The 21825-nt window shown below is 59.0% G+C and carries 24 protein-coding genes; 14 read left to right on the forward strand and 10 right to left on the reverse strand.

What is annotated here, in order from left to right; translation table 11 throughout:
* Window positions 1-76: 76 nt before the first annotated feature.
* Genes NZ705_10755 through NZ705_10765 form a run of 3 tightly spaced genes read right to left on the reverse strand, consistent with a single transcriptional unit; the run spans window position 77 to window position 3065 of the window.
* Entirely contained in the window at window positions 77-1666 is a 1590-nt protein-coding gene (locus NZ705_10755; GenBank protein MCS7293427.1) for a glucose-6-phosphate isomerase, read from the reverse strand.
* Between the two features lie 15 nt (window positions 1667-1681).
* Window positions 1682-2425 carry a nickel pincer cofactor biosynthesis protein LarB gene (gene larB, locus NZ705_10760; protein ID MCS7293428.1) on the reverse strand — a complete coding sequence of 248 codons (744 nt, stop codon included), beginning with the start codon at window positions 2423-2425 and terminating at the stop codon, window positions 1682-1684.
* Window positions 2370-3065 (reverse strand): class I SAM-dependent methyltransferase, encoded by a 696-nt coding sequence (locus NZ705_10765; protein ID MCS7293429.1) that lies wholly within the window; start codon window positions 3063-3065, stop codon window positions 2370-2372. Before NZ705_10765 ends, larB begins: the two co-directional genes overlap by 56 nt.
* A gap of 17 nt (window positions 3066-3082) precedes the next feature.
* On the opposite strand from NZ705_10765, the gene NZ705_10770 reads away from it, so the two are divergent.
* From NZ705_10770 to NZ705_10780, 3 genes are read left to right on the forward strand one after another with little or no spacing between them, the layout of a single operon-like run.
* Window positions 3083-3730, forward strand: coding sequence for a rhomboid family intramembrane serine protease (locus NZ705_10770; protein ID MCS7293430.1), 648 nt, complete (start codon window positions 3083-3085; stop codon window positions 3728-3730).
* 53 nt (window positions 3731-3783) lie between these two features.
* Window positions 3784-4536 (forward strand): response regulator transcription factor, encoded by a 753-nt coding sequence (locus NZ705_10775; protein MCS7293431.1) that lies wholly within the window; start codon window positions 3784-3786, stop codon window positions 4534-4536.
* Window positions 4536-5687 (forward strand): HAMP domain-containing histidine kinase, encoded by a 1152-nt coding sequence (locus tag NZ705_10780; protein MCS7293432.1) that lies wholly within the window; start codon window positions 4536-4538, stop codon window positions 5685-5687. The genes NZ705_10775 and NZ705_10780 overlap by 1 nt, the downstream gene beginning before the upstream one ends.
* On the opposite strand, the gene NZ705_10785 is transcribed toward NZ705_10780, so the two are convergent.
* Window positions 5624-6481 carry an FTR1 family protein gene (locus NZ705_10785; protein ID MCS7293433.1) on the reverse strand — a complete coding sequence of 286 codons (858 nt, stop codon included), beginning with the start codon at window positions 6479-6481 and terminating at the stop codon, window positions 5624-5626. The two genes, NZ705_10780 and NZ705_10785, sit on opposite strands and share 64 nt — an antisense overlap.
* 86 nt (window positions 6482-6567) lie before the next feature.
* On the opposite strand from NZ705_10785, the gene panB reads away from it, so the two are divergent.
* Window positions 6568-7341, forward strand: a complete 774-nt coding sequence (panB, locus tag NZ705_10790) for a 3-methyl-2-oxobutanoate hydroxymethyltransferase (GenBank protein ID MCS7293434.1) — start codon at window positions 6568-6570, stop codon at window positions 7339-7341.
* A 34-nt stretch (window positions 7342-7375) separates the two neighbouring features.
* Window positions 7376-7975, forward strand: coding sequence for a chorismate lyase (locus NZ705_10795; GenBank protein MCS7293435.1), 600 nt, complete (start codon window positions 7376-7378; stop codon window positions 7973-7975).
* Here the strand turns inward: NZ705_10795 and NZ705_10800 are convergent.
* From NZ705_10800 to NZ705_10815, 4 genes are read right to left on the reverse strand one after another with little or no spacing between them, the layout of a single operon-like run.
* Entirely contained in the window at window positions 7937-8404 is a 468-nt protein-coding gene (locus NZ705_10800; protein ID MCS7293436.1) for a TerB family tellurite resistance protein, read from the reverse strand. The two genes, NZ705_10795 and NZ705_10800, sit on opposite strands and share 39 nt — an antisense overlap.
* Window positions 8401-10638: a polysaccharide deacetylase family protein gene (locus NZ705_10805; GenBank protein ID MCS7293437.1), complete on the reverse strand. Its 2238-nt coding sequence runs from the start codon at window positions 10636-10638 to the stop codon at window positions 8401-8403. The genes NZ705_10800 and NZ705_10805 overlap by 4 nt, the downstream gene beginning before the upstream one ends.
* 41 nt (window positions 10639-10679) lie before the next feature.
* Window positions 10680-10991, reverse strand: coding sequence for a hypothetical protein (locus NZ705_10810; protein ID MCS7293438.1), 312 nt, complete (start codon window positions 10989-10991; stop codon window positions 10680-10682).
* Window positions 10985-12178 carry a bifunctional sterol desaturase/short chain dehydrogenase gene (locus NZ705_10815; GenBank protein MCS7293439.1) on the reverse strand — a complete coding sequence of 398 codons (1194 nt, stop codon included), beginning with the start codon at window positions 12176-12178 and terminating at the stop codon, window positions 10985-10987. Before NZ705_10815 ends, NZ705_10810 begins: the two co-directional genes overlap by 7 nt.
* An 86-nt stretch (window positions 12179-12264) precedes the next feature.
* On the opposite strand from NZ705_10815, the gene NZ705_10820 reads away from it, so the two are divergent.
* Together NZ705_10820 and NZ705_10825 are read left to right on the forward strand one after the other, a co-directional pair.
* Window positions 12265-13131 (forward strand): 6-carboxytetrahydropterin synthase, encoded by an 867-nt coding sequence (locus NZ705_10820; protein MCS7293440.1) that lies wholly within the window; start codon window positions 12265-12267, stop codon window positions 13129-13131.
* Entirely contained in the window at window positions 13128-13796 is a 669-nt protein-coding gene (locus NZ705_10825) for a GUN4 domain-containing protein (protein MCS7293441.1), read from the forward strand. The genes NZ705_10820 and NZ705_10825 overlap by 4 nt, the downstream gene beginning before the upstream one ends.
* Here the strand turns inward: NZ705_10825 and NZ705_10830 are convergent, their stop codons facing one another.
* The gene (locus NZ705_10830; GenBank protein ID MCS7293442.1) at window positions 13797-14504 is read right to left on the reverse strand and encodes a Uma2 family endonuclease; all 708 of its coding nucleotides are present in this window, start codon (window positions 14502-14504) and stop codon (window positions 13797-13799) included.
* A 231-nt stretch (window positions 14505-14735) separates the two neighbouring features.
* Here NZ705_10830 and larE point away from each other — a divergent pair, with 231 nt between their 5' ends.
* From larE to NZ705_10860, 6 genes are all read left to right on the forward strand, one after another.
* Window positions 14736-15536: an ATP-dependent sacrificial sulfur transferase LarE gene (larE, locus tag NZ705_10835; protein ID MCS7293443.1), complete on the forward strand. Its 801-nt coding sequence runs from the start codon at window positions 14736-14738 to the stop codon at window positions 15534-15536.
* A 212-nt stretch (window positions 15537-15748) separates the two neighbouring features.
* Complete coding sequence (locus NZ705_10840; protein MCS7293444.1) at window positions 15749-16027, forward strand: nitrogenase; 279 nt, start codon at window positions 15749-15751, stop codon at window positions 16025-16027.
* A gap of 49 nt (window positions 16028-16076) precedes the next feature.
* Window positions 16077-16922 carry a prohibitin family protein gene (locus NZ705_10845; GenBank protein ID MCS7293445.1) on the forward strand — a complete coding sequence of 282 codons (846 nt, stop codon included), beginning with the start codon at window positions 16077-16079 and terminating at the stop codon, window positions 16920-16922.
* Window positions 16923-16978: 56 nt separating this feature from the next.
* Complete coding sequence (locus tag NZ705_10850) at window positions 16979-18292, forward strand: adenylosuccinate synthase (GenBank protein ID MCS7293446.1); 1314 nt, start codon at window positions 16979-16981, stop codon at window positions 18290-18292.
* A 130-nt stretch (window positions 18293-18422) separates the two neighbouring features.
* Entirely contained in the window at window positions 18423-19673 is a 1251-nt protein-coding gene (locus NZ705_10855) for a hypothetical protein (protein ID MCS7293447.1), read from the forward strand.
* A gap of 734 nt (window positions 19674-20407) precedes the next feature.
* Window positions 20408-20752 carry an NAD(P)H-quinone oxidoreductase subunit M gene (locus tag NZ705_10860; protein ID MCS7293448.1) on the forward strand — a complete coding sequence of 115 codons (345 nt, stop codon included), beginning with the start codon at window positions 20408-20410 and terminating at the stop codon, window positions 20750-20752.
* On the opposite strand, the gene NZ705_10865 is transcribed toward NZ705_10860, so the two are convergent.
* On the reverse strand, window positions 20749-20955 hold the full coding sequence (locus tag NZ705_10865) for a hypothetical protein (GenBank protein MCS7293449.1): 207 nt from the start codon (window positions 20953-20955) through the stop codon (window positions 20749-20751). The genes NZ705_10860 and NZ705_10865 overlap by 4 nt on opposite strands.
* Window positions 20956-21137: 182 nt before the next feature.
* Here NZ705_10865 and NZ705_10870 point away from each other — a divergent pair.
* Window positions 21138-21825, forward strand: a 688-nt coding sequence (locus NZ705_10870) for a hypothetical protein (protein MCS7293450.1), incomplete at its 3' end; no start/stop codon positions are given.

Consider the following 21825-nt stretch of genomic DNA (forward strand, 5'->3'; position numbering starts at 1 on the left):
CGTAAGCAATGAGATGGCTTAGCAACAGCAACCGATTTCCAAGGCGACCAAAATGGACGGTAGAAATAATCACTGCCTACCCACACCACCGCACAATTAAACCCGTGAGTTTCTGGCGGTCTCCGATAAATTCGACCCCCCGTTTGTTTGCTTCCAAATGCCGCAGGATTTTGTAGATGGTTTCAATCTCATCAGGCGCCTGCACTTTTTGCGCAATTTCTGCCAGGGTTAAACCGTTGGGATAGTCCCGCAGGGTCTTGAGTAATTGGCGTTGCAACTGCAAGATGGCGCTGGCGGCCTTTTTACCCGCTTCCACGCCCGGTTGATGGTAGGCATTGACGTTGATGAGAGAAGCATAGAGTCCCACGGCCCGCTCATATAAGGCAATCAAGGCCGCCACTGTTTTCGGCGTCACTTCCCGTATCGTGATGGTAATGGATTCTCGCCCTTTTTCGTACAATGCTTGCCGGGTTCCCTGTAAAAAACCAGAGAGATAATCGCCGGTGGTAATCCCCGGTTCGATTTCCCAATCACCGCTTTCTCGGTCCCGCAAAACTTCGATAAAGGTCACAAAGAAGTTATTTAAGCCTTCCCGCAATTGCTGGACATAAGCGTGCTGGTCGGTGGAACCTTTATTGCCATAAACAGTTAATCCTTGGTTGACAATGTTGCCGTCTAGGTCTTTTTCTTTGCCAAGGGACTCCATCACCAACTGTTGCAGATAACGGCTGAGTAACCCGAGGCTGTCTTTGTAGGGCAAAACGACCATATCTTTTAAGCCGCGCCCCCGCCCAATGGCATACCAGGCCAGCGCCAACAACGCGGCTGGGTTTTGGCGCACATCGTGAATCCGCGTGACCTGGTCCATCTCCCGCGCCCCGCGCAACATTTCCCGGATAGGAATCCCCTGCAACGCTGCTGGAACCAAGCCCACCGTCGCCAGTTCCGACGTTCGCCCCCCTACCCAATCAAACATGGGAAATCGCGCCAACCACTGCTCGCGCTGCGCCGTCTGGTCTAACTCACTCCCGGGCATGGTGATGGCAACGGCTTGGGGAGCAAAAGGCCAACCGCGTTCTCGAAATACCCGCTGGATTTCCCACATGCCGTTGCGGGGTTCGGGCGTGCTGCCGGATTTGGAAATGACCAGAATCAAACTGGTCTGCAACCGATTGCCTAACTGCTGCACCAACCGGTCAATCCCCGCCGGGTCGGTGTTGTCAATGAAGTGAATGTCCAGCGGGGGATGCACTGGCGCGACGGCTTGGCTAACGAATTGGGGACCCAAGGCGGAACCGCCAATGCCAATGGAGACAATGTCGGTGAATTTTTCCCCGTTGACGGCGCGAATGTCTCCCCGGTGGACCTGCTCGGCAAACCGTTCGACGCGCTCGACAGATTCGCGAATGGCCCGTTGAATCTCTGGCGTAGGGGCTAAATCGGGGTCGCGCAACCAGTAATGCCCCACCATGCGGTTTTCATCGGGGTTGGCAATGCTCCCGGCTTCTAAAGCGGCCATGTCCTGGAACGCGCGGGCAAACTTGGGCTGGAGGTCTTGAAACAACTCGTCTGTGAGACTATCGACGCGGCTCAGGTCCAGGTAGAAGTCCAAACCAGGGTGGTAATACAGCCAATCCTGGTAGCGTTGCCAAAGCGCCTGCTTCATGGTCTGTTCCCCCGTTCAGCCTGGCGCTTTCATCTTATCACCTGGTTTCCGGCGCGTCGCTACCTTCAAAATCTTGACCGCCAAAACGGCTGCGCCAAACCCGTTGTCAATGTTCACCACGGCTAACCCCGGCGCGCAGCTATTGAGCATAGTCAACAGGGGCGCCAACCCTTGCCACTGGGCGCCATAGCCAATGCTGGTAGGAACGCCAATCACCGGCGCGCTGCTCAACCCGGCGACGACCGACGGCAAAGCCCCTTCCATCCCAGCAACGACAATCAACACATCACAGGGTTCAATCTCCGGCCAGCGGGTCAACAACCGGTGAATCCCGGCGACCCCGACGTCTTGAAACAGTTGCCCTTGCACACCCAGGTACTGGAGGGTCACCAGCGCTTCTTGCGCCACTTTCTGGTCGGCAGTCCCGGCGGTGATCACACCGACCAAACCGGGATATTTCACTTGGGGCGTGCCCAGCAGGAGCGTCTCGGCGATGGGGTCGTAGGTGCAATCGGGCAATTGCCGTTGGATGTCCTGCGCTGCTGTTGGACTCACCCGGGTGGCCATCGCCAGTCCAGCCCGCTGGTACATCTGCCAGAGAATGGCGGCAATCTGCGCCGGCGTTTTCCCCAGCCCCCACACCACTTCCGGGATACCGGTGCGCTGCTGGCGCTCGAAGTCGAGGTGGGCAAACGCCTGGACATCATCCGGGAACATGGCCGCCCACAATTGCGAAACCAAACCATTGCCAGACGACATCAACGCCCACAAATCCCGCCGCTTGCAGCAATTCCAGTTGCTTGGCGACTGTGGTCAATTGGTCAGGGGCGGAATAGCCGTAGGGTTGGGTCTGGCCACGCTCCGGCAGGGGATGGGCATGACTGCATGCTTGCCGCACCCGCTGGTACAACGCAGCGCTGTAGGCATGGGGCGCTACCACAGGGTCGGCGTTCCAGAAACAACCGCCAGGGCGTAGATGGGCCAAAATTTGCCGAAACAGTTGCCCCTTCATGTCGTCGCTCAGGTGATGAATGGCGAGAGCCGACACGCAGGCGTCCACTGGCTCAATCGCGGGAAACCGGTCGGGATGCAACGCCCATTCCCCAAAATCGCCGGTGATAAAGGTGGTTTGGGCGGGGGGCAACTTGGCCTGGGCTTGCGCCAGCATCGCCGGGGAGTAGTCCATCAGAATCACGTGGGCCTGGGGGAACTGCTGTAAAAGCCGCAGACTGACATTGCCGGTGCCGGCACCGAGGTCCAGAATGCGTTGCGCCGTTGGGGGAACGCACAGGCTCAAGGCCGTCAACATCTCGTCATAATGGGGAACAAGGGCGCGAATCCCCTGATCGAAGTCCTGGGCTGAGGCAAACACTTCCCCGGGTCGAATGGTGCTGGTCATGCGTTGAGGTTCATTTGGTGTTTCCCCTTTACGACGATAACCCAACCCAGCGGACGCCCGTCATCACCTATGGGTTGATTGCGGCTTGCGTTGTTATTTTTTTCTATCAGGTCAATCTAGACGGGGAACAACTCCAGCAATTCGTGCAGGCGTGGGCAGTTATTCCCAAAGAGTTATTTACCAACTTTGATGCGAAGGCTATGACCCTGATCAGTTCGCAGTTCCTGCATGGGGGTTTCTGGCACCTGTTCGGGAACATGTGGTTTTTGTGGCTGTTCGGCAACAATCTGGAGGATGCGCTAGGGCGGTGGCGGTTTCTGTTGTTTTACCTGTTTTGTGGTGCGGTGGCAGCATTGGCCTATGCGTTGGTTGTCCCCATGTCCACCATTCCCTTGCTTGGCGCTAGCGGCGCTATTGCTGGCGTGATGGGGGGCTATATCGTGCGGTTTCCCCAAGCGCAAATTCGCACCCTGTTGGTCTTGGTCATCTTTGTCACCATCGTGCGGATGCCGGCGGCGGTGTTTTTGGGGGCTTGGATCCTGATGGAAACCCTGCGGGCGGCGTCCGTGCATCCGGGAATGCCAGGAGTTGCCTATTTGGCCCATGTGGCGGGGTTTTTGACGGGAGCCGTGCTAGTGCCCTTATTGCCGCAGCGACTGGATTGAGATTGGCGTAAGATGATGGGTAGAGCAAACGGTGCGTTCCCTGGCCCGTGGTTATGCAGTCCCTGGAACCCCTGGATGTGCCCGCCGTTGCCGACCTGGAAGAGCCAAGTCGCATTCTGGTCGTCGAAGATGAAGAACTGATCCGGGACATGTTGGAGTTGTCGCTGCGGGAAGAAGGCTATCAGGTGACGACGGCGGCAGATGGGCGCACGGCTTTGAACCTGCTATTGGGGGATGAACCAGCCAGCGGCGTTTGTCCGTTTGACTTGGTGGTGTTGGATTTGATGTTGCCCCAAGTAAACGGCTTGGACCTGTGCCGGTTGTTGCGTCGCCAGGGCAATCCCACGCCAATTCTGGTGCTCAGCGCCCGCGGTAGCGAAACCGACCGGGTTTTGGGGCTGGAGGTGGGGGCGGATGACTACTTGACGAAACCCTTCAGCACGCGCGAACTGATTGCCCGCTGTCGAGCGCTGTTGCGGCGACAACGCCAGAGTTATCTCCCCCAACCCACGGTGTTGCATTACAAGGACATCTATCTCTACCCCCAGCAGTGCCGAGTGGTGGTGCGCGGGGAAGTGGTCAACCTGTCGCCCAAGGAATTTCGCTTGCTGGAATTGTTCATGAATTACCCCCGGCGGGTCTGGTCGCGGGAAAGTTTGCTGGACCGGGTTTGGGGACCGGACTTCGTAGGCGATAGCAAGACGGTGGATGTGCATATCCGCTGGTTGCGCCAGAAGCTGGAAAAAGACCCCAGCCATCCCGAGTACATCCTGACTGTGCGGGGCTTCGGCTACCGCTTTGGCTAATGGCGGTCGGATGGCTGTCGCTAGGGGTGGCCCTGGGACTGGTAGGGGGCTGGTGGCTCCGTCGTTGGCTGGCCCCAAAGCCGACGGCTTCCCTGCCCTGGCCAGAAATCCTGCACCAATTGCCCTGGGGCTGTCTTGTGGTGGATGAGGACAACCAACTGCTCTGGTGTAACCCGGCGGCCCAGGCGCTGTTGCGTTTGCGGCCCTGGCGACCAGGGCAACCGCGCTTGTTGCTGGAACTGGTACGCTCCTACGAACTGGACCAGCTCATCGAACGGGCGCGGAACCAGGCGGGCGTTCAGACGATGGAATGGACGTTTTATCCGGCGGAATTGACCCAACCCCCAATTCCTCTACGGGCGATGGGGCAACGGCTCTCGACGGGGGAAGTGGTGGTGTTTTTGGAAAACCGGCAAGCGCTGGTGGAATTGACCCAAGCCCGTGACCGCTGGATTACGGATTTGACCCACGAACTGAAAACGCCCCTGACGGCGATGCAACTGGTGGCCGAGGCGCTGTACGCGCGGGTGGACCCCCCCTTGCAAACCTGGGTGAGTCGCCTGCTGGGGGAATTGCAGCGCTTGAGCCGCTTGGTCCACAACTGGCTGGAGATGGCCCAGGGACACCAGCCCGTGCGCAACCCCACACCCGTCAACCTGCCAGCGCTGGTGCAAAACGTGTGGCAAAGCCTGGAACCCTTGGCCCAGCAGAAAAATCTCCGCCTGGACTACGTGGGCCCCAGCGAGCTGTGGTTGCCAGGGGATGAACTGCGCCTGTATCAGATGTTGTGCAACTTACTGGACAACAGCATTAAATACAGCCCTGTAGATGGCGTGATTCGGCTAGTCCTGACGCCCCAAACGGCTCAACAGCAGGTGCAAATTGACATCCTCGACCAAGGCCCTGGCTTCCCGCCTGCGGACTTGCCCCACCTGTTTGAACGGTTTTACCAGGGGCAAAATCATCCCCAGGGCTACCCCCACGGGACCGGCCTGGGCTTGGCCATCGTCCGGCAAATTGTCCAGGCCCACGGGGGCGAGATTCAAGCGGCCAACCATCCGGAACAGGGCGGCGCGTGGGTGCGCATTCAATTGCCCTGGAGCGCTGAAGCGTTACCCTTGGGGGCCGACCCAACCGCCAGCGCCCGGTAGTACAAGCTCCCGACCAGCCCGAGAAATGCCCCATAGGCCAGCAATTGCACCAGGTACAGGTGGTCCCGATACCCAAGCAACACCTTCAGCAGCAGCCCCGGCCCGCGGCGGTCCGGCAACCAGGCCGACGTATCCCACACCAACGGCCCCAGGACGGCGAGATTCTCCAGCGCTTGGCTCCCGTGCCACAGGGCGCTCACTCCTAGCCCAGCGGCAATGAGCAGCAACCCCGCGCCCATCACCCGGAAAAACCAGCGCAAGGGCAAGCGGATCCCAACCCCAAAAAGCAGGTAACCGAGCAGCACTGCTCCAACCACACCGCCCACCGCGCCCAGCAGGGCCGGCCAACCCTGGGTAAACTGCGCGCCAATGAACACCACCGTCTCCATGCCCTCGCGTAACACCGCCGCCAAGACCAACAAACCAACCCGCCACCCCTGGTGCAAGTCCTTGAGCTGTTGCGTGACCGCTTGCGCCACAACTCGCCCCTGCTCGGTCATCCACAGGAGCATCCAGGTCAGTAATCCCGCCGCCAGGAGTTCCAAACCGGCTTCCAAAGCTACTTGCCAACGGGGGTGCGCCTGGGTAGTTTCCTGGAGCAGCGTCACCAGTCCCCAACCGCCCAACAAGCTCAAGCCAATCCCAGCCGCCACACCCATCCCCACCCAGCCGTACAGGTCACGCCGGTGCGTTTGCCCCAAAACGGTCAACACGATGCCCACGATCAGGGCTGCCTCGACACCCTCCCGCAGGGTGACGAACAAGCTCGGCAACGCCAACGTCCAGTAGCTCATGGGAGTCATCGCTGCGCCCCCCCTTTACCATAACGAATTTTGCGCGATAAGCGCCCTAGACTAGAGGAAAGACCCGCCGACCGGCGATGGCCCGCACCGTTCACACGCTCCAGCAGTACAAACGCCAAGGACGCAAGATCGTAGCTGTCACCGCCTGGGACTACCTGTTGGCCCAAATCCTGGACCAGGCTGGGGTGGACGTCATCTTGGTGGGGGATTCCCTAGGGATGGTGGCCCTGGGGTATGAAACGACGGTGCCGGTGACACTGGCGGAAATGATCCACCACGCCAAAGCCGTGCGCCGGGGTGTCCGGGAGGCCTTCCTGGTCTGCGATTTACCGTTTTTGAGCTACCAGGTCAGCCCGGAACTCGCCCTGTACCACGCTGGTCACGTGCTCAAGCAAACGGGCGTCCAAGCGGTGAAGTTGGAAGGGGGTTACCCCCAGATGGTGACGACAGTTCAGCGCCTGGTGACCGCAGGAATTCCGGTGATGGGTCACCTGGGCTTGCTGCCGCAGTCCGTGCATCGGCTGGGGGGTTACCGGCAACAGGGACGTACACCCGAGGAAGCCGACCGCCTCCTGGAGCAAGCCCTGGCCTTGGAGGCCGCCGGCGTCTTTGCCCTGCTGCTGGAACACATCCCAGCTTCCTTGGCTGCTGCCATCACCCGCAAGCTCACCATCCCCACCATCGGCATCGGTGCGGGTCCCGATTGCGACGGCCAGATCGTCGTCACGGCGGATTTACTCGGTTTAACGCCCCAGCCGCCCCCCTTTGCGCCGCGCTTGGCTGATTTGCGCACCGCCATCACTCAGACCATCCAGACCTACCGCCGGTGGGTGGCCGGCGATCCGCTATAGTAAAAAAAGCGTTAACAATCTTTAATAAATTGCCATGACGTTGGCTGCGGTGGTGCCCTGGTGGCGACTAGACTGTCGCTGGCAGGGGGAAGAAGCGGATTTACTGCCGGGGATGCTGTCACCCTGGTGGCGATTGTTGCTGTTAAGCGACGGGTCTCTGACGCGCCATTTGCAATTTCTCACGGGGCAAGCCATCCACGTGCAGGTGATTGATATGTCACCGGTGGGGTGGCTGCAGGATGGGGCACCGCCGGAGGTGCGACAAGTGGAAGGTCCCTGGGTCCGCCGCCAAGTGTGGTTGCAAACCGAAAGGGGCGAGCGCTTGGTTTATGCCACGTCCTGGTGGCCGGCGGCGGTGGTGGACCGCTATCTGCAAAACCCGGATTTACCCATCTGGACCAACCTGCGGGTGTTGCGCTTGGAGTTGTATCGGGACATTCGCCGCTTGTACTACGGGGATTCCACGCCCTTGGCCCAGGCGTTTGCCAGTCCGGGACCGTTTTGGGGACGGCACTACCTGTTCTGGCAGCAACAGCGACCCTTGACCCTAATCTATGAAGTCCTGTCATCCCGTTTGCAGCGGTATTTGGGCGCCTCAAGCGAGACCGAAAAAGTTCCGGAGATGGGCGCGTAGAGCCGCCAGGGGTTGCCCCTGGTGAAGCACGACGTCGGCCTGGGCGGCCTGTTCAATCTGAGCGACGGTTTCCGGGGGTAAACCCAACCACTGCACTAACCGGCGGTAGGCTTGTTTTTCTGCAGGGACGATGGCGGTTTCGGTGGGGGTTCGTCCAGCCTGAATCAGCAGGTAACTCAAACGCAGCAGCCACTCTCGGTGCTGGGACGGCGGTGGTTGCTGCAACAGCGTCTCCAGGTCGTAGTAGGCAAACAGCCGGTCGTAGAGTTCGCTCCAGAGCTGGTCCTGCTGGTTTAGGTCCGCAGCGCCAAACGCCGGCACCAGTTGGTCGAGCAATAACCGAATTTCTTCAGGGTTGAGGCGTTCATCCGCCCAAGCGACTGCCGCCAATACCTGGAAGACGAGCGATTGCGCCGGCGTCAACTTCATCGGCGGGTGATGGGTTCTCCCGGTGCTAGCAGTTGCCCAACGGTCACCAATTCTAGGTTCTTGGCGCGCAGGGTCGCAATCACAGCCGCCAGCGCCTCCACCGTACTCCCGAAAATGTCGTGCATCAGGATAATGGAACCGGGTTGCGCTTGCTGCTGGACGATTTGGATGATGCGCTGGGGGTTGCGGTGTTGCCAGTCGCGGGTATCTACATCCCACATCAGCAGGGTCAGACCCAACTCAGCAGCCCAACTAGCGGTCTTGAAGTCGTAGTGACCAAAGGGAGGACGCAAATAGCGAGGTTGGACGCCCGCGAGACGGCAGACCAGCGCTTGGGTGGTGGCAACCTCCTGGCGGAACTGGGCAGCGTCTAACAAAGTCAGCCTTACGTGATGGGTCGTGTGGTTGCCAATTTCGTGCCCCTCAGCCTGGATCCGGCGCAGGACACCTGGATGCTGACGCGCCATGCGTCCCTGGACGAAAAACGTAGCCAGCGCTCCCTCCTGGCGCAGGATGTCCAAGATGCGGGGCGTGTAGCGGCCATGGGGACCATCATCAAACGACAGGGCGACTTGGGATTTGCGCCGACTCCCCCGGTAGATGACTTGGGCGGCAATGGGAGATAAGGGCGTTTCACACGAAAGCGGGGGTTCTTCGACGGGTCTCACCACCACCTTTTGACTGTGATAGGCAATGGGTTTGCCTTCACGCCAGGCCTGCACCCGCAAGAGCCGTTCCCCCGGCGTGACCCTGCGTTTGAACCAGCGATATTCTGGCTGCGGCCCAGGCCGTTCTCCCCAAGGTTCCCGGTCGAGCCACACCGCCACCCGGTCAGCCCCGGCAACACGCACCACCAATTCGTGGCCTCCCGGTCGAGTCAGCAACTGGGCCTGTACCGGTTCGCCCTGATTCGGTTGGTGCAGCAGGGTTGGGGGCGCCTGACGGAGAGCGGTCAACACCTGCTGGGCTAGGCGGGACAACCCTTGACAGTCATCGCCAGCGCTCCAAGCCGGCATGGCAATTGCCAGTAAATAGCGCTCCTGACCAGCGATAATCACCCCGCTATCCACACAGTGCCGGTGCAGCACCCAGCCCGGTTTGTGGCAAATCCGCGGCGTCTGTCTGAGAGCTGCTTGAGCGCCGGCGGCAAAAAAGGACGGTTCAGCCTGGCACAGGGATGCTGTCAAACGGGCTATATCTGCGTCGGCGATGCGAAATTGCTCCGCCGAGGACAATTCACGGTGCAATACCACCCGCCGGATGGCCTCCGTCAGTTCAAAAAGATTCGCACAATTGCCCCGTCTCGGACAGCGGTTCCAACCTTGGGCGGACCGACGCGGCAGCGTTTTCCGGCGATGGCCCTCCTGCAGGGTCAAGGGGGGACTGGTATAGACGTTCAACCCGCTGTACCCCCGCTGCAAGGTGGTGGTGGGAAAGCCCCGCTCCGGCGTTAAAAAGTGGTGATTCAGCCAATCCAACCCCACCAACTGCAGGGTCAGGTCGTAGTCCAGGTTCGAGCTTTCCCGAATCGAACGGTCCAGGATGACCATCAACCGGTCTTGTAGTTGGGGAAAGGCCACCGTCACGTCGCCGCTAAAGCCTTGACGATGGACCCACTCCAAGGCGGCGATTGCCGGAAGCACCTTGACGGTGGAGGCCGGCCAAAAGTCCTGGCTGAAGGCACCCAACCCCGCTTCGTAAAAGGCATAGGCTGGCCCAGCCACCCCGGGCGCAATCCGCGCGGCGTATACGGCCGTTTCTCGGGGTAACCGCACGCCCCGGCGCCGAAACCATTGGGGCAAGAACTCGCGGTCTATCACCCGCTGCACCGACCAGGCCCAGGAAACTGGCGGCGTTGGTCGCGTTACCAGCGGCGCCCTTAGGGATTTCGCTTTGGCGATGGGTGAGGTCTGAGCGCTGTGCCACCACCAGCCCCCCGCCATCAGGGCAACCCATCCCAATCCCATCACCGTTGCCCATCGCCGGCGCAGGGATGGCTGCTTTTGTCCTGTCTCCAAGCACACCCGCAGGTGTATCTCCCGTGACCCAACCTGTCCAGTCAACTGTCGCTGCCATTGCCGGCGCTGGCGCTCGGTCAACGTTGGTGCCGTCACAGTCACTTCCACCTGCAGCGCCGACGGTTTGGATTGATAGGTGACCTGTTGAACCCCTGTTCCGATAAGGCGCGCGATAACTCGTTGCAGTCGCTGGATGGGTCGGTCGTCGTCCCGCATGGAGCGGCCTCACACGTGGTTTCCATGCTAGCCCAGGAACGTCACTGGTCTGCCACAAAGGCGCTCACATCCGCCAGCAGTTGGGGCAAACCAATTTGGGTGCTTACTTGCACCTGGGGATGACAAACCGTGACCAGCACCTGGGCTGCGAAGGGATGAGGCCAAACATTCGGGTTGCAAAAAAACTCCAAGCGCACCGTATCGCAGTGGACAAAGTTCAGCTCCGGTCGCGGTGGAGGAATCGCTTGCCGCCAGGATTGCCGCAGGGCCTGCAACTGCTCGAGCAACTCCCGCGCAACGTCCCTCGTCAAGGCCACCCGCAGGGTTCCGTCGGGCACGTGCAAGGTCAGCATGGGGCGCGGCTAAACAACCGGTAGTACAACAGGGTCATCCCTTCCTTCAGGGGGTACAGGATGTAGGTCAACGGATTGACCGTCACCACAATGTCCCGAAAATCCCGCTTAGCCAGAAACAGGATCGCTCGGGCGACAAACTGCGGCGACATGACCCCAAACGGGTTCAGCCGGCTTTTGAACGGCCCGAGAACGATCTTGCGTATCACACAGACATTATCCAACCGCTTGAGGGTCACCAGGTTGCCGATCAAGCGCTTGCTCAACTCATACAGGGGGCTAAAGGCCGGTGAGACCTCCGTTTCCGAAGTGTTAATCCACAGTTCCTTCGTGGCTTTGGCTTCGGGACCGGTGACCGTGCGGAAAAACAATTCCATCAGCCGCAGCACCGACAGCGTGTTCACCTGGAGCGACGTTTCAATTGCGGCAAAATCCCGCCGCCGGTACACATTCAATCCATGATTGATGATGAGAATATCCAGCGTTTCGAGCACTGGTAACAGCTCAGATTCCCGGTGAATTTGCCAGCCCACTACCGTTAGCTCGGGACAGTTTTGCAGGCTTTCGGGATGGGTGGTCAAGGCCGTGACGTGGGCCCCGGACTTCAGCAGTTCGCGACATAGGGCCTGTCCCAGCGCGCCGGATGCGCCCGTGACTCCCACCTTTTTGCCCTTGAGAGAAAGAGCCGTCCCCAGCACCTTATCCACCAACGGCAACACCCCGCTGTAGTAGGCATTGACATTATCAAAGTGATGCCGCCAGTGGTAGGTACGATTCACCCGCCAGGCGCTGGGCAGTTCGACCAGGGGTCCGGGCTGATGGTTGTAGTCTGTATCTCCCGTGGCCCAGAGATAACGTCGAGTCGCGCCCGCCAGAAATGCCCCCGCATAGACCACTCCCGCCCACACCCCAGTCCAGCCAGTAACCACAGCCACCGCCAGCATGAAGACCAGCAGGATGACCGACTCCGTCATGTCGTGGTAGAGCTGGGACTGGCGAAACGCAGCGATGGAAACAATGGACAGGTCACGGCGGTAGGCGGCGTGGTGACGGTTGTGCCAGCGGGCCAGGGCGGGAAGGTGGTGACACAGGACGTGGTAGGTATCCCGTAGGATTTCCACCAGCACTAGCGACCCCACCGCCGTCAGCACAAAAGCCAATCCCTCCACACCCATGTCCTGTTCCATCGTTTCTCCTCTAGGCCATTCTACCTGGACCCTGGCGGGCAAGACGGGCAACCGGTACAATCAAAAAGGGTTTTAGGGCAATGGTCATGCGCTGTATCATCCGGCGGCGGGCGCAGTTTTGTGCGAGTCACCGTTATTACGTCCCCCAGTGGTCCGAAGCAGAAAACTGGCAACGGTTTGGCAAGGGGAGCCTGTTTCCCGGGCACGGGCACAACTATACCCTGTACGTGGCGATAGTGGGAGAAATTGATGACTGCGGCATGGTGTCGAACCTATCCGAGGTCAAACACGTGATCCGGCGAGAGGTTGTCGAACCGTTGGACAACTGTTTTTTGAACGACACGTGGCCCGAGTTTCGCCAGACCTTGCCCACCACTGAATTTATCGCCTACACAATCTGGCAGCGGCTGCGTTCTCACTTGCCCCTGGCACAGATTCAGTTGTACGAGCATCCAGAGCTTTGGGCTGAATACCGAGGAGATGCCATGAACGCCTACTTGACGGTTGGAACCCATTTCAGCGCCGCGCACCGTCTGGCCCGGCCTGATTTCTCCGAAGCGGAAAACTACGCCACCTACGGCAAATGCGCGCGTCCCCACGGCCATGGCCACAACTACCACTTGGAGGTGACTGTGCGGGGCGAAATTGACCCCGTGACGGGGATGGTGGTGGACTTGGTGGCGCTGCAACGGTTGATTGAACAGGAGGTCGTCGAACCGCTGGACCACACTTTCCTGAACAAGGACATCCCCTACTTCTGGGAAGTGGTGCCGACGGCGGAGCATATCGCTGTGTATATTGCGCAGCAGTTGCGCGAACCCATCCGGCGTCTTGGGGCGGAACTCCACAAGGTCAAACTGGTAGAAAGCCCCAACAACGCCTGCGAAATCTACGCCGAAGACTTGGTCGCTGACGTTACTGAACCCTCCCTGGCGACAGCGGTTGGGCGATGAATGCCGTAGCGAACTTTTCAGCCCTGGCGTCCCTGACACCGGCACAGCAGCGCACCTGGTTAACCGAATGGCTAGCGGGTGGACCCGCTGCGGCTATCGCCCTGCTGGATTACCTGCAACAGCGGGCGCAGACGCCAGAATTTCCCCAAGTATTGGATGGCTGTATATATCAACTGCTCTGGCGCGCCCAGCTTCCGGAGGTGAAGGTCCGGTTTCCCGAAGGTGTTGTGCCCTTGGCTTCCGCTCAAGGCGAGGATTACCGTCCCCTGCTGGATTTGGTCCTGGCGGAACAGTGGCAAGCGGCGGATACCTGGACGCGCCAGCAGTTGTGCAAGTTGGCGGGGGTGCAGGAAAGGACGTGGCTGTATTTCACCGAAGTGCGGCGGCTACCGGTCGTGGACTTGCACACCCTGGATGCCCTGTGGCGGCTGTATTCCCTAGGGAAATTCGGGTTTCGGGTGCAACGGCGGATTTGGCTGGGGTGTGGACGCAACTGGGAAAAGTTCTGGCAAGCCATTGGCTGGTACAAGGGGGATACGTGGCCTCGCTACCCGGAGGAATTTATCTGGGATCTGCACGCGCCAGCGGGTCACCTGCCCCTGTGGGACCAGAAACGAGGGGTGCGCGCTCTGGAGGCCCTGCTGCTCCACCCAGCCTGGGATTAGTTACCCTATTTCGTCGGGATTGACCCCCAGTTCCCGCAGTTTTTGGGCCAAGCGTTCAGCGCGCTGCTGGGCCTGTTGAGCTGCTTGCTGCGCCCGTTGAGCCAATTCCTGAGCCGTGGGCAAGACTTCGCCATCGGGAGTTGCCCAGCGCAACCAGGTGGCTTCCACGCCTCGGTACGTCCCCACCCAACGCCGCAAAACGAGGCCCGTACACTGACTTTCTAAGTAGCCTTGGGCATTGACGGGAATCGGTTCGTAAACACCGTGATGGAGAGCAAAGCCGGCCCAGTCTTCGGGATGAAAGGGGTCGTACCAGTAGTATTCCGGCACCCGCAATTGGTCTTGGTAGATTTGCTTTTTGACCGTTTTATCCAGGTCAGCCGTCGTTTCCGAAAGCAGCTCGATCACCACATCCGGCGCTTTGCCCTCTTCCCACACCACCCAGCTTCGCCGCTCCTTCTTGGGAACGTTCAACACCAAAAAGAAGTCAGGGCCACGGAAATCTTGGTTGCGCACCTGGTCCAAGCTGAAATAGATGAACATGTTGCCGCCGACATAGCCATCTGCCCGCTGCTCCAGCCAGGTGCTTAACCCGTCTATGAGCAAATCCATCTGCAATTTGTGGCGCTGGCTTTCCACGGGGATACCATCGTCACAGGGCAAGTCCTCCTGGGTCGGCACGGTCCAATTCGGCGCTAGGGTGAGCATCAATCCATGACCAACAAGCTCCACTTCTCCTTCACCCTAGCACAGCAGGCCAACCAGCCTCGTTGAACCGTCTAGCGGATGTGTTTTCGCGACTATCGTCAACCACTGCGTAAAAACCAGCAACGGAGCTGGGATTGACAACAGGAGACATAGCTATCGGCAGATGCAGACTTTAACCCCGTATCCCAAACTTTCATAATGGATGTGGATGAGAAAAACCCTTTGCTGCTCATGAGGGCCTTGGAGGCCTACGTAGATGCCCTGTACCGCTGGTTTCAGCCCTGGGAGCGGGTCATTATCGCCTACTCCGGTGGCGTTGACAGCACCTTGGTTGCCAAAGTGGCTTACGACGTACTGGGTCATCGGGCGTTAGCGGTCACAGCGGTCTCGCCATCCCTCTCCCCTGAAGCGTTGCAGGAAGCGCAGGAACAAGCGCAATACATTGGCATCCCTCACGAGTTAATTGCCACGCGCGAGCTGGCAAACCCGAACTACGCCAGCAACCCCGTCAACCGCTGCTACTTCTGCAAAAGCGAACTCCACGACCAGCTCCAAACCCTGGTGCAACGCTACGGCGCAGCCCAGATTGTGGACGGAGTCAACGCCGACGACGAACGGGATTACCGGCCTGGGATTCAAGCGGCGCGGGAGCGAGGGGTGCGTTCCCCCTTGAGCGAGCTAGGGATAGATAAGCTCACAGTGCGGGCGATTTCCCGGCATTTGGGACTCCCCTGGTGGGACAAACCCGCCCAGCCCTGCTTGAGTTCCCGCTTCCCCCCAGGCGAACCCATTGACGCCGCCAAACTTCATCGCGTGGGGCGGGCCGAACAGTATCTCCGGCAATTGGGCTGGCGCGTGCTGCGGGTGCGCTCTAGCGGTGATACCGCCCGGATTGAAATTCCCGCCGAACAAATCCCCGCCTTCATCCAAACCACTGACCTGCCCGCTCTGGTGCAGTATTTCCAACAGTTAGGGTTCCGCTACGTCACGCTCGATTTGGAGGGTTTCCGCAGCGGTAAATTAAACCCCTGAAACATAAGATTAAATTTTGTTAAGATTAAAAATGAAGTGTATAGCAACGCTGGAAATGTCCATGAGACGGGGGCATTTTCTGAGGGTGTAATGTAGGTCACCGATGACCCTCCAGCAAATCTTCTAGGATAGGAAAGGGTGGTGTGGGATGTGCGTTTGCCAATTGTAGAAATTTCGCTCTTCACCGAAGACGGGATCAGGTGAGGTAGACGATGGTGAAAATAGCGACTTGGTCGGTGTGGTCACCGCTGAAAAATTGGTTGAATCAGATTGAGGTTCGGGACGTGGATTTTGCGCATCAAATTTGCCGGTGGATTCCCGCGCGCTGTCCCTTTGAACGGGAAATTCGCTGGCGGGGGCAGCTGATTCTCAAAATTCCAGCACTCTGCCGCCTGAATCCCCTGTATAGCGAACTGATGGCCCTGCGCTGGCGGGCGTTGTGTTTCCTGGCGGAGCAGTGCGGCGAGGACGTGAGCTGTTATTGCCATTGAGTCCCACCTGGGGAATAATGTAGGGGGTTAGCGTGGGAGGCAAGGGGCGGTGAAAAGCCTTCGTACCAGCAATCTCTTGGGCGCGGTGGTCGCCGTTTTGTTACTGTTGCTGGCGTTGAATTCGGTGGTCATCATCAACCCCGGCGAGGCGGGCGTGCTCAGCATCCTAGGCAAATCCCAGGACAACCCGCTGCTAGAGGGGCTGCACCTGAAGCCGCCCTTTATCTCTCGGGTGGACGTGTACGACGTGACCGTGCAGAAATTTGAAGTCCCGGCCCAGAGCGCCACCAAGGATTTGCAGGATTTGACCGCGCGGTTTGCCATTAACTTTCGCCTCGACCCCAACCGCGTGGTGGAAATCCGGCGCACCCAAGGTTCCCTAGCCAATATCGTCGCCAAAATCATTGCCCCCCAGACCCAGGAATCGTTTAAAGTGGCGGCGGCTCGGCGCACGGCGGAAGAATCCATCACCCAGCGGGAAGAATTGAAAAAGGACTTCGACACGTCCCTGCAAAGTCGCCTGGAAAAATATGGGATTATTGTGCTCGACACCAGCGTGGTGGATTTGAATTTCACCCCCGAATTTGCCAAGGCGGTCGAAGAAAAACAAATTGCCGAGCAACAGGCCCAGCGAGCTGTGTACATTGCCCGGGCGGCAGAACAGGAGGCCCAGGCGGAAATCAACCGCGCCAAGGGCAAAGCGGAAGCCCAACGTCTCCTGGCTGAGACCTTGAAGGCCCAGGGTGGCGAGCTGGTGTTGCAAAAGGAGGCTATCGAAGCCTGGAAATCTGGCGGTGCCCAAATGCCCCAGGTGCTCGTGCTCACGGGGGGCAACAACTCCGGCGTCCCCTTCCTGTTCAACCTGAAGGACTTGACCGGCAAGGGCAATTCTTGATTGGGGGGTTCCCCTGTGCTATAGTTAATCGTTTGTGGTTTGGGCGGTTGGCAACCTTGGCAAACGTCATTATTGTGGGTGCCCAGTGGGGCGATGAGGGCAAGGGCAAAATTACCGACCTGTTGAGCGCCTCAGCGGACGTGGTGGTGCGTTACCAAGGGGGCGTCAACGCCGGGCATACGGTGGTGGTCAACGGTCGCACCTTCAAGCTGCATCTGATCCCCTCGGGCATTCTCTACCCGGATACGGAGTGCATCATCGCCAGCGGCACCGTGATTGACCCGGAGGTGCTGATCGAGGAAATGGAGCAACTGGAGCGCTTGGGGGTCTCGACCCGCAACCTGTGGATTTCCCAGACGGCCCACGTGACCATGCCCTACCACCGCTTGATTGACCAGGCGGAGGAGGAGTACCGGGGCCGCCATCGCCTCGGAACCACCGGACGGGGCATCGGGCCGACCTACGCCGACAAATCCGACCGCACGGGGATTCGGGTGCAGGATTTACTGGACCCTGAAGGTTTGCGGGAGCAACTCACCTGGGTCATCGCCCACAAAAACCTACTTTTGGAAAAGCTCTACAACCGGCCCCCGTTAGATGCCGAAGCGGTCATTACCCAGTACCTGGCCTACGCCGAACGCCTGCGTCCCCACGTGGTGGACAGTACCTTGATGCTGTGGGAAGCGGTGCAAAAAAAACGCAATATTTTGTTTGAAGGGGCGCAGGGGACCCTCTTGGATTTAGACCACGGCACCTATCCCTACGTCACCTCCTCCAACCCGGTGGCGGGTGGCGCCTGCGTCGGTGCCGGGATTGGACCGACCATGATAGACCGGGTGATCGGCGTCGCCAAAGCCTACACCACGCGGGTGGGGGAAGGACCGTTTCCCACCGAACTGCACGGCGACGAGGGCAACCACCTGTGCAACAAGGGTGCGGAATTCGGCACCACGACCGGGCGACGGCGGCGCTGCGGCTGGTTCGATGCTGTGATTGGCCGCTATGCCGTGCGCATCAATGGCATGGACTGCCTCGCGATTACCAAACTCGACGTGCTAGACGAACTCCCGGAAATCAAAGTCTGCGTGGCCTATGAGCTAGACGGTCAGCGCACCCGCAATTTCCCCAACAGCAGCCGTCAATTTGCCCGCTGTCGTCCCATTTACGCCACCCTTCCGGGCTGGCAGACCCCCACCAGCCATTGCCGCTCGCTTGACGAATTGCCTAAAGCCGCCCTGGATTACTTGCAATTTCTCGCCAGCGAAATGGAGGTGCCGATTGCCATCGTCTCCCTAGGAGCGGCGCGGGAGCAGACCATTATCGTAGAAGACCCCATTCACGGCCCCAAGCGCGCCTTGTTACCGATTTAACTTTTAACGTCCCGTTAACCAACTGATAACCGAATTCCCCTACGAACCCAAAACATTTGGGCGTATGATAGGAAGCAATCTATTATTAGTGACTTCCTAACTCCATTTCAGGGGCTGGAGGGGCGGTGCTATGGAAGATTTGGCGCAACAGATGGCAGTCATGGATTATCGGGTGAGCGATTTGCCCTACACAGATTACTGTGTGGACCCCAGCACGCCCGGCAAGGAAGTGTGGACGCGGATGCAGGAGGATGCGGAACTTTCAGGCGTGATTATCATGCGGCAAGACCAACTCGTGGGGATGATTTCCCGGCGACGATTTTTGGAGCGCATGAGTCGCCCCTACAGCCTAGAAATCTACCTCAAACGCCCCATCGAGGCTGTTTTGGAAGTCGAAAACGTGCCGGTGCTGGAGGTGCCCGCCGATGCCCGGATTGACGAAGTGGTGACCCTAGCCCTGAATCGCCCGATTGAATTGGTGTACGAGCCGGTGGTGGTGATCAGTCCCGACCAGCCCCCGCGTTTGGTTGACTTGCACGTGTTGTTGCTGGCCCAGTCCCAGATGTTGGCTGCGTCCAATGCCATCGTGCAGCAGCAAAAAGCCGAATTGCAAAACAGTCTTGACCGCCTGACGCAAGAGCAAAACAAGGTGCGGGAATACACACGCCTGCTGGAGATCAAGCAGATGGAGAGCAAGCAGCGCAACGACCTTCTCCAGGCCCAGCAGGAGGAGTTAACCCGCAAAACCAAGGAAATTGAAGAACTCAACGAGCGGTTTGTGCGCATTGGACAGTTGCTGTCTCTAGAAGGGAAAAAGGCGTTCCAGGCCACCTTTAGTGGAGTCAACAGTATTTGCAACACCACTGACCAGATCATCAGCGTCGGGCAAGCGCTGGAAAAAGAGTTAGAGGCCGTGGACAGCGCCACCAAGATCATCGAAGAGGTGAGCAAACAGGTGCGGCACTTGGCGGTGCAAGCGGCGGTGATTGCCAACCAGTCCGGCGGCCAGTTGGCGGGGTTTGGCTACATCACATCGGAGATTGGCAAATTAGTAAGTCAAACCTTCGAGGCCAGTAGCCAGGTGAATCGCATTGCCAGCCGGTTCCGCAGCAAGATTCAAGAAAACAGTGAAGCGGCCCGCTCTACGGCGGAAATTGCCCGTTCCCTGCTCCAAAAAGTCCAGCGGGCGGAAGCTGCCTTGGCCGAACTGGAACAGGTGGTGGGGAGCGCCCTCAGCCCGACGAGTGCGCCTGAGCAAATCCAGGAACTGGTGCGCAGCGATGACACCCCTGGAACGACCACGCGCCTGCAGATCGTTGCGGAGGACGCCACTACCTTGCAACCGGAACCAGCCTTCGGCCAGGAACAGGAAACCCTCTAGGGTGAACGTTACTGGCTAAGACCGAGATGGGGTGTGACTCTGATGTCTGTAACGATAGGCAACGGTAAGTAAAGGTTAGCAGTACTGACATGGGATTTGTGGTAATCCAAATCTCCCTAAAGGAGACTGCCGATAGCCCAGCGGTGGTTGCCCGTGGAGGTCCCTCTGGCGGCGGAACAGCGGTCAGCTGGTCTACGAGTCATGGGTTGTGGAAGCAGGAAGTTGGCACTAGTGAGTCATCACCGGATAAGTCCAACAGGCTTGCACTGAGTGCAAGTTCCAGCGTTGATCAGTGATGACCAGCGTTTTGGAAGTGGAAAACGATTGGACTCCTGGCACTGGCTAGTGAACCTGTGGAATTGCTGCAGGCAGACAGCCAAGTGGTGCGAGACAGTCCCCAACCACAGTTCCCTTAATGACCGGTTTACGTTGACCATTGATGGCAAAACCGTACCTGCGCGCCGGTTGCAGCATGTACGCTGCAGTTTCAGCCCGGCAGCTCAGTTTGTTTGATGGCAGGTCCGGCGTGGGGGATGGTGCTCGAAACCCGCTATCTCACTAAATAACCAGATGGTCCATAGTGACATGCGACCGGTGTTTAATTGCCTTTTCACAACCCGAATTAGTCCTCAGCAGGTCACTGCTCGGGAAGATGGTCCCAGGGCAAAGCCCCGCTTTTCCACACTCAAGCGTCTCAGCCATACAATAGGGAGAGAGCGGATGGAGAACTCGCGATGTTACTCAAGAGTACGACCCGGCATGTGCGGATCTTTGCCGCCACTGTGCAGGATGGGGTGCTAGTGCCGAGCGAAACGGAATTAACGGTGGACGTGGACCCAGACAACGAGTTCAATTGGACGGAGGAAACTGTCGCCAAAGTGCATCAGAAATTTGCCGAGCTGGTGCAGGCCTACCGGGGGTCCGACCTGACCGATTACACCCTGCGCCGGATTGGGTCGGACTTGGAACATTTCATCCGGGGGATGCTACAACGCGGCGAAATCTCCTACAACCTCAACAGTCGCGTCCTGAACTACAGCATGGGGCGCCCCCGTCTGGACACCTCAGCCAGTTCTTAGCCGTATAACCGTTGGGCGGCATCACTCAGTAACCACCGCGCCACTTGTGCATCTCCCTCGTCCCAAGCAAGACGTTCGGCAGCCGCTAAAATGTGCTGGATGATCTGGCGGGGCGTCATGACTTGCGACATTTCGGCGACAACAGCAGTGGCGGCCTGGATATCCCGTCGGCGGAGAGCGCTGGTTAACCGCTGATGCAGCATAGACCCCTCCCCTTCAGTTTTGCTGATTGCTGGGATTAGTTATGTTTATAGCCGCAATGGGGTGGCCTTGGGACAGTGTTTATCGTTCTGTTTGCGTTTTTTCAGGTCTGTTGATAAAGCGTTGATATTTCTTAAACCGGAATCGGCTAGGCTGGGGAGTGGTTGCTGCGGCAGGCCCACTGATGAAGCCATCACTTACCCGCGTTGCCGGTTTGGTTGCCATCGCCACCCTGGTCAGCAAGGTGCTGGGGTTGCTGCGGGAGCAGGCAATTGCCGCAACGTTTGGGGTGGGGGTCGTCGCCGATGCCTACAGCTATGCCTACGTGATTCCCGGATTTCTGCTCATCCTGCTGGGGGGCATCAACGGGCCGTTCCACAGCGCCATCGTGAGTGTGGTCAGCAAGCACGACGAACAGGAAGCGGCGGTGATTGTGGAAACGGTCATGACCTGGGTGACGCTGGGCCTGCTGGTTGTTACGGGCGTGATGGTCTTGGCAGCCGAACCCTTGTTGCGACTGGTCGCGCCGGGGTTGACTGCGACGCCCACCGGTCAGATGACGCAGGCCATTGCCATTGCCCAGTTGCGGATCATGGCGCCCCTGGCGGTATTGGCGGGCTGGATTGGCATCGGGTTTGGGGTGCTGACGGCGCGAGACCAGTATGGGTTACCGGCAATCAGCCCGATTTTTTCCAGCCTGAGCGTGTTGATTGGCCTGGGCGGGTTATGGCTGGGGTTGCGGGAACGGCTCTGGCAACCGGAAGCAGCACTCATTGGGGGACAGGTGTTGGCCGCTAGTGTCCTAGCTGGGGGGATTGCCCAGTGGCTGGTGCAATTGCCGCCCCAAACGCGCCTGGGCATTCGCTGGGGTC

This window comes from Gloeomargarita sp. SKYB120 (genome assembly GCA_025062155.1).
GTDB lineage: Bacteria > Cyanobacteriota > Cyanobacteriia > Gloeomargaritales > Gloeomargaritaceae > Gloeomargarita.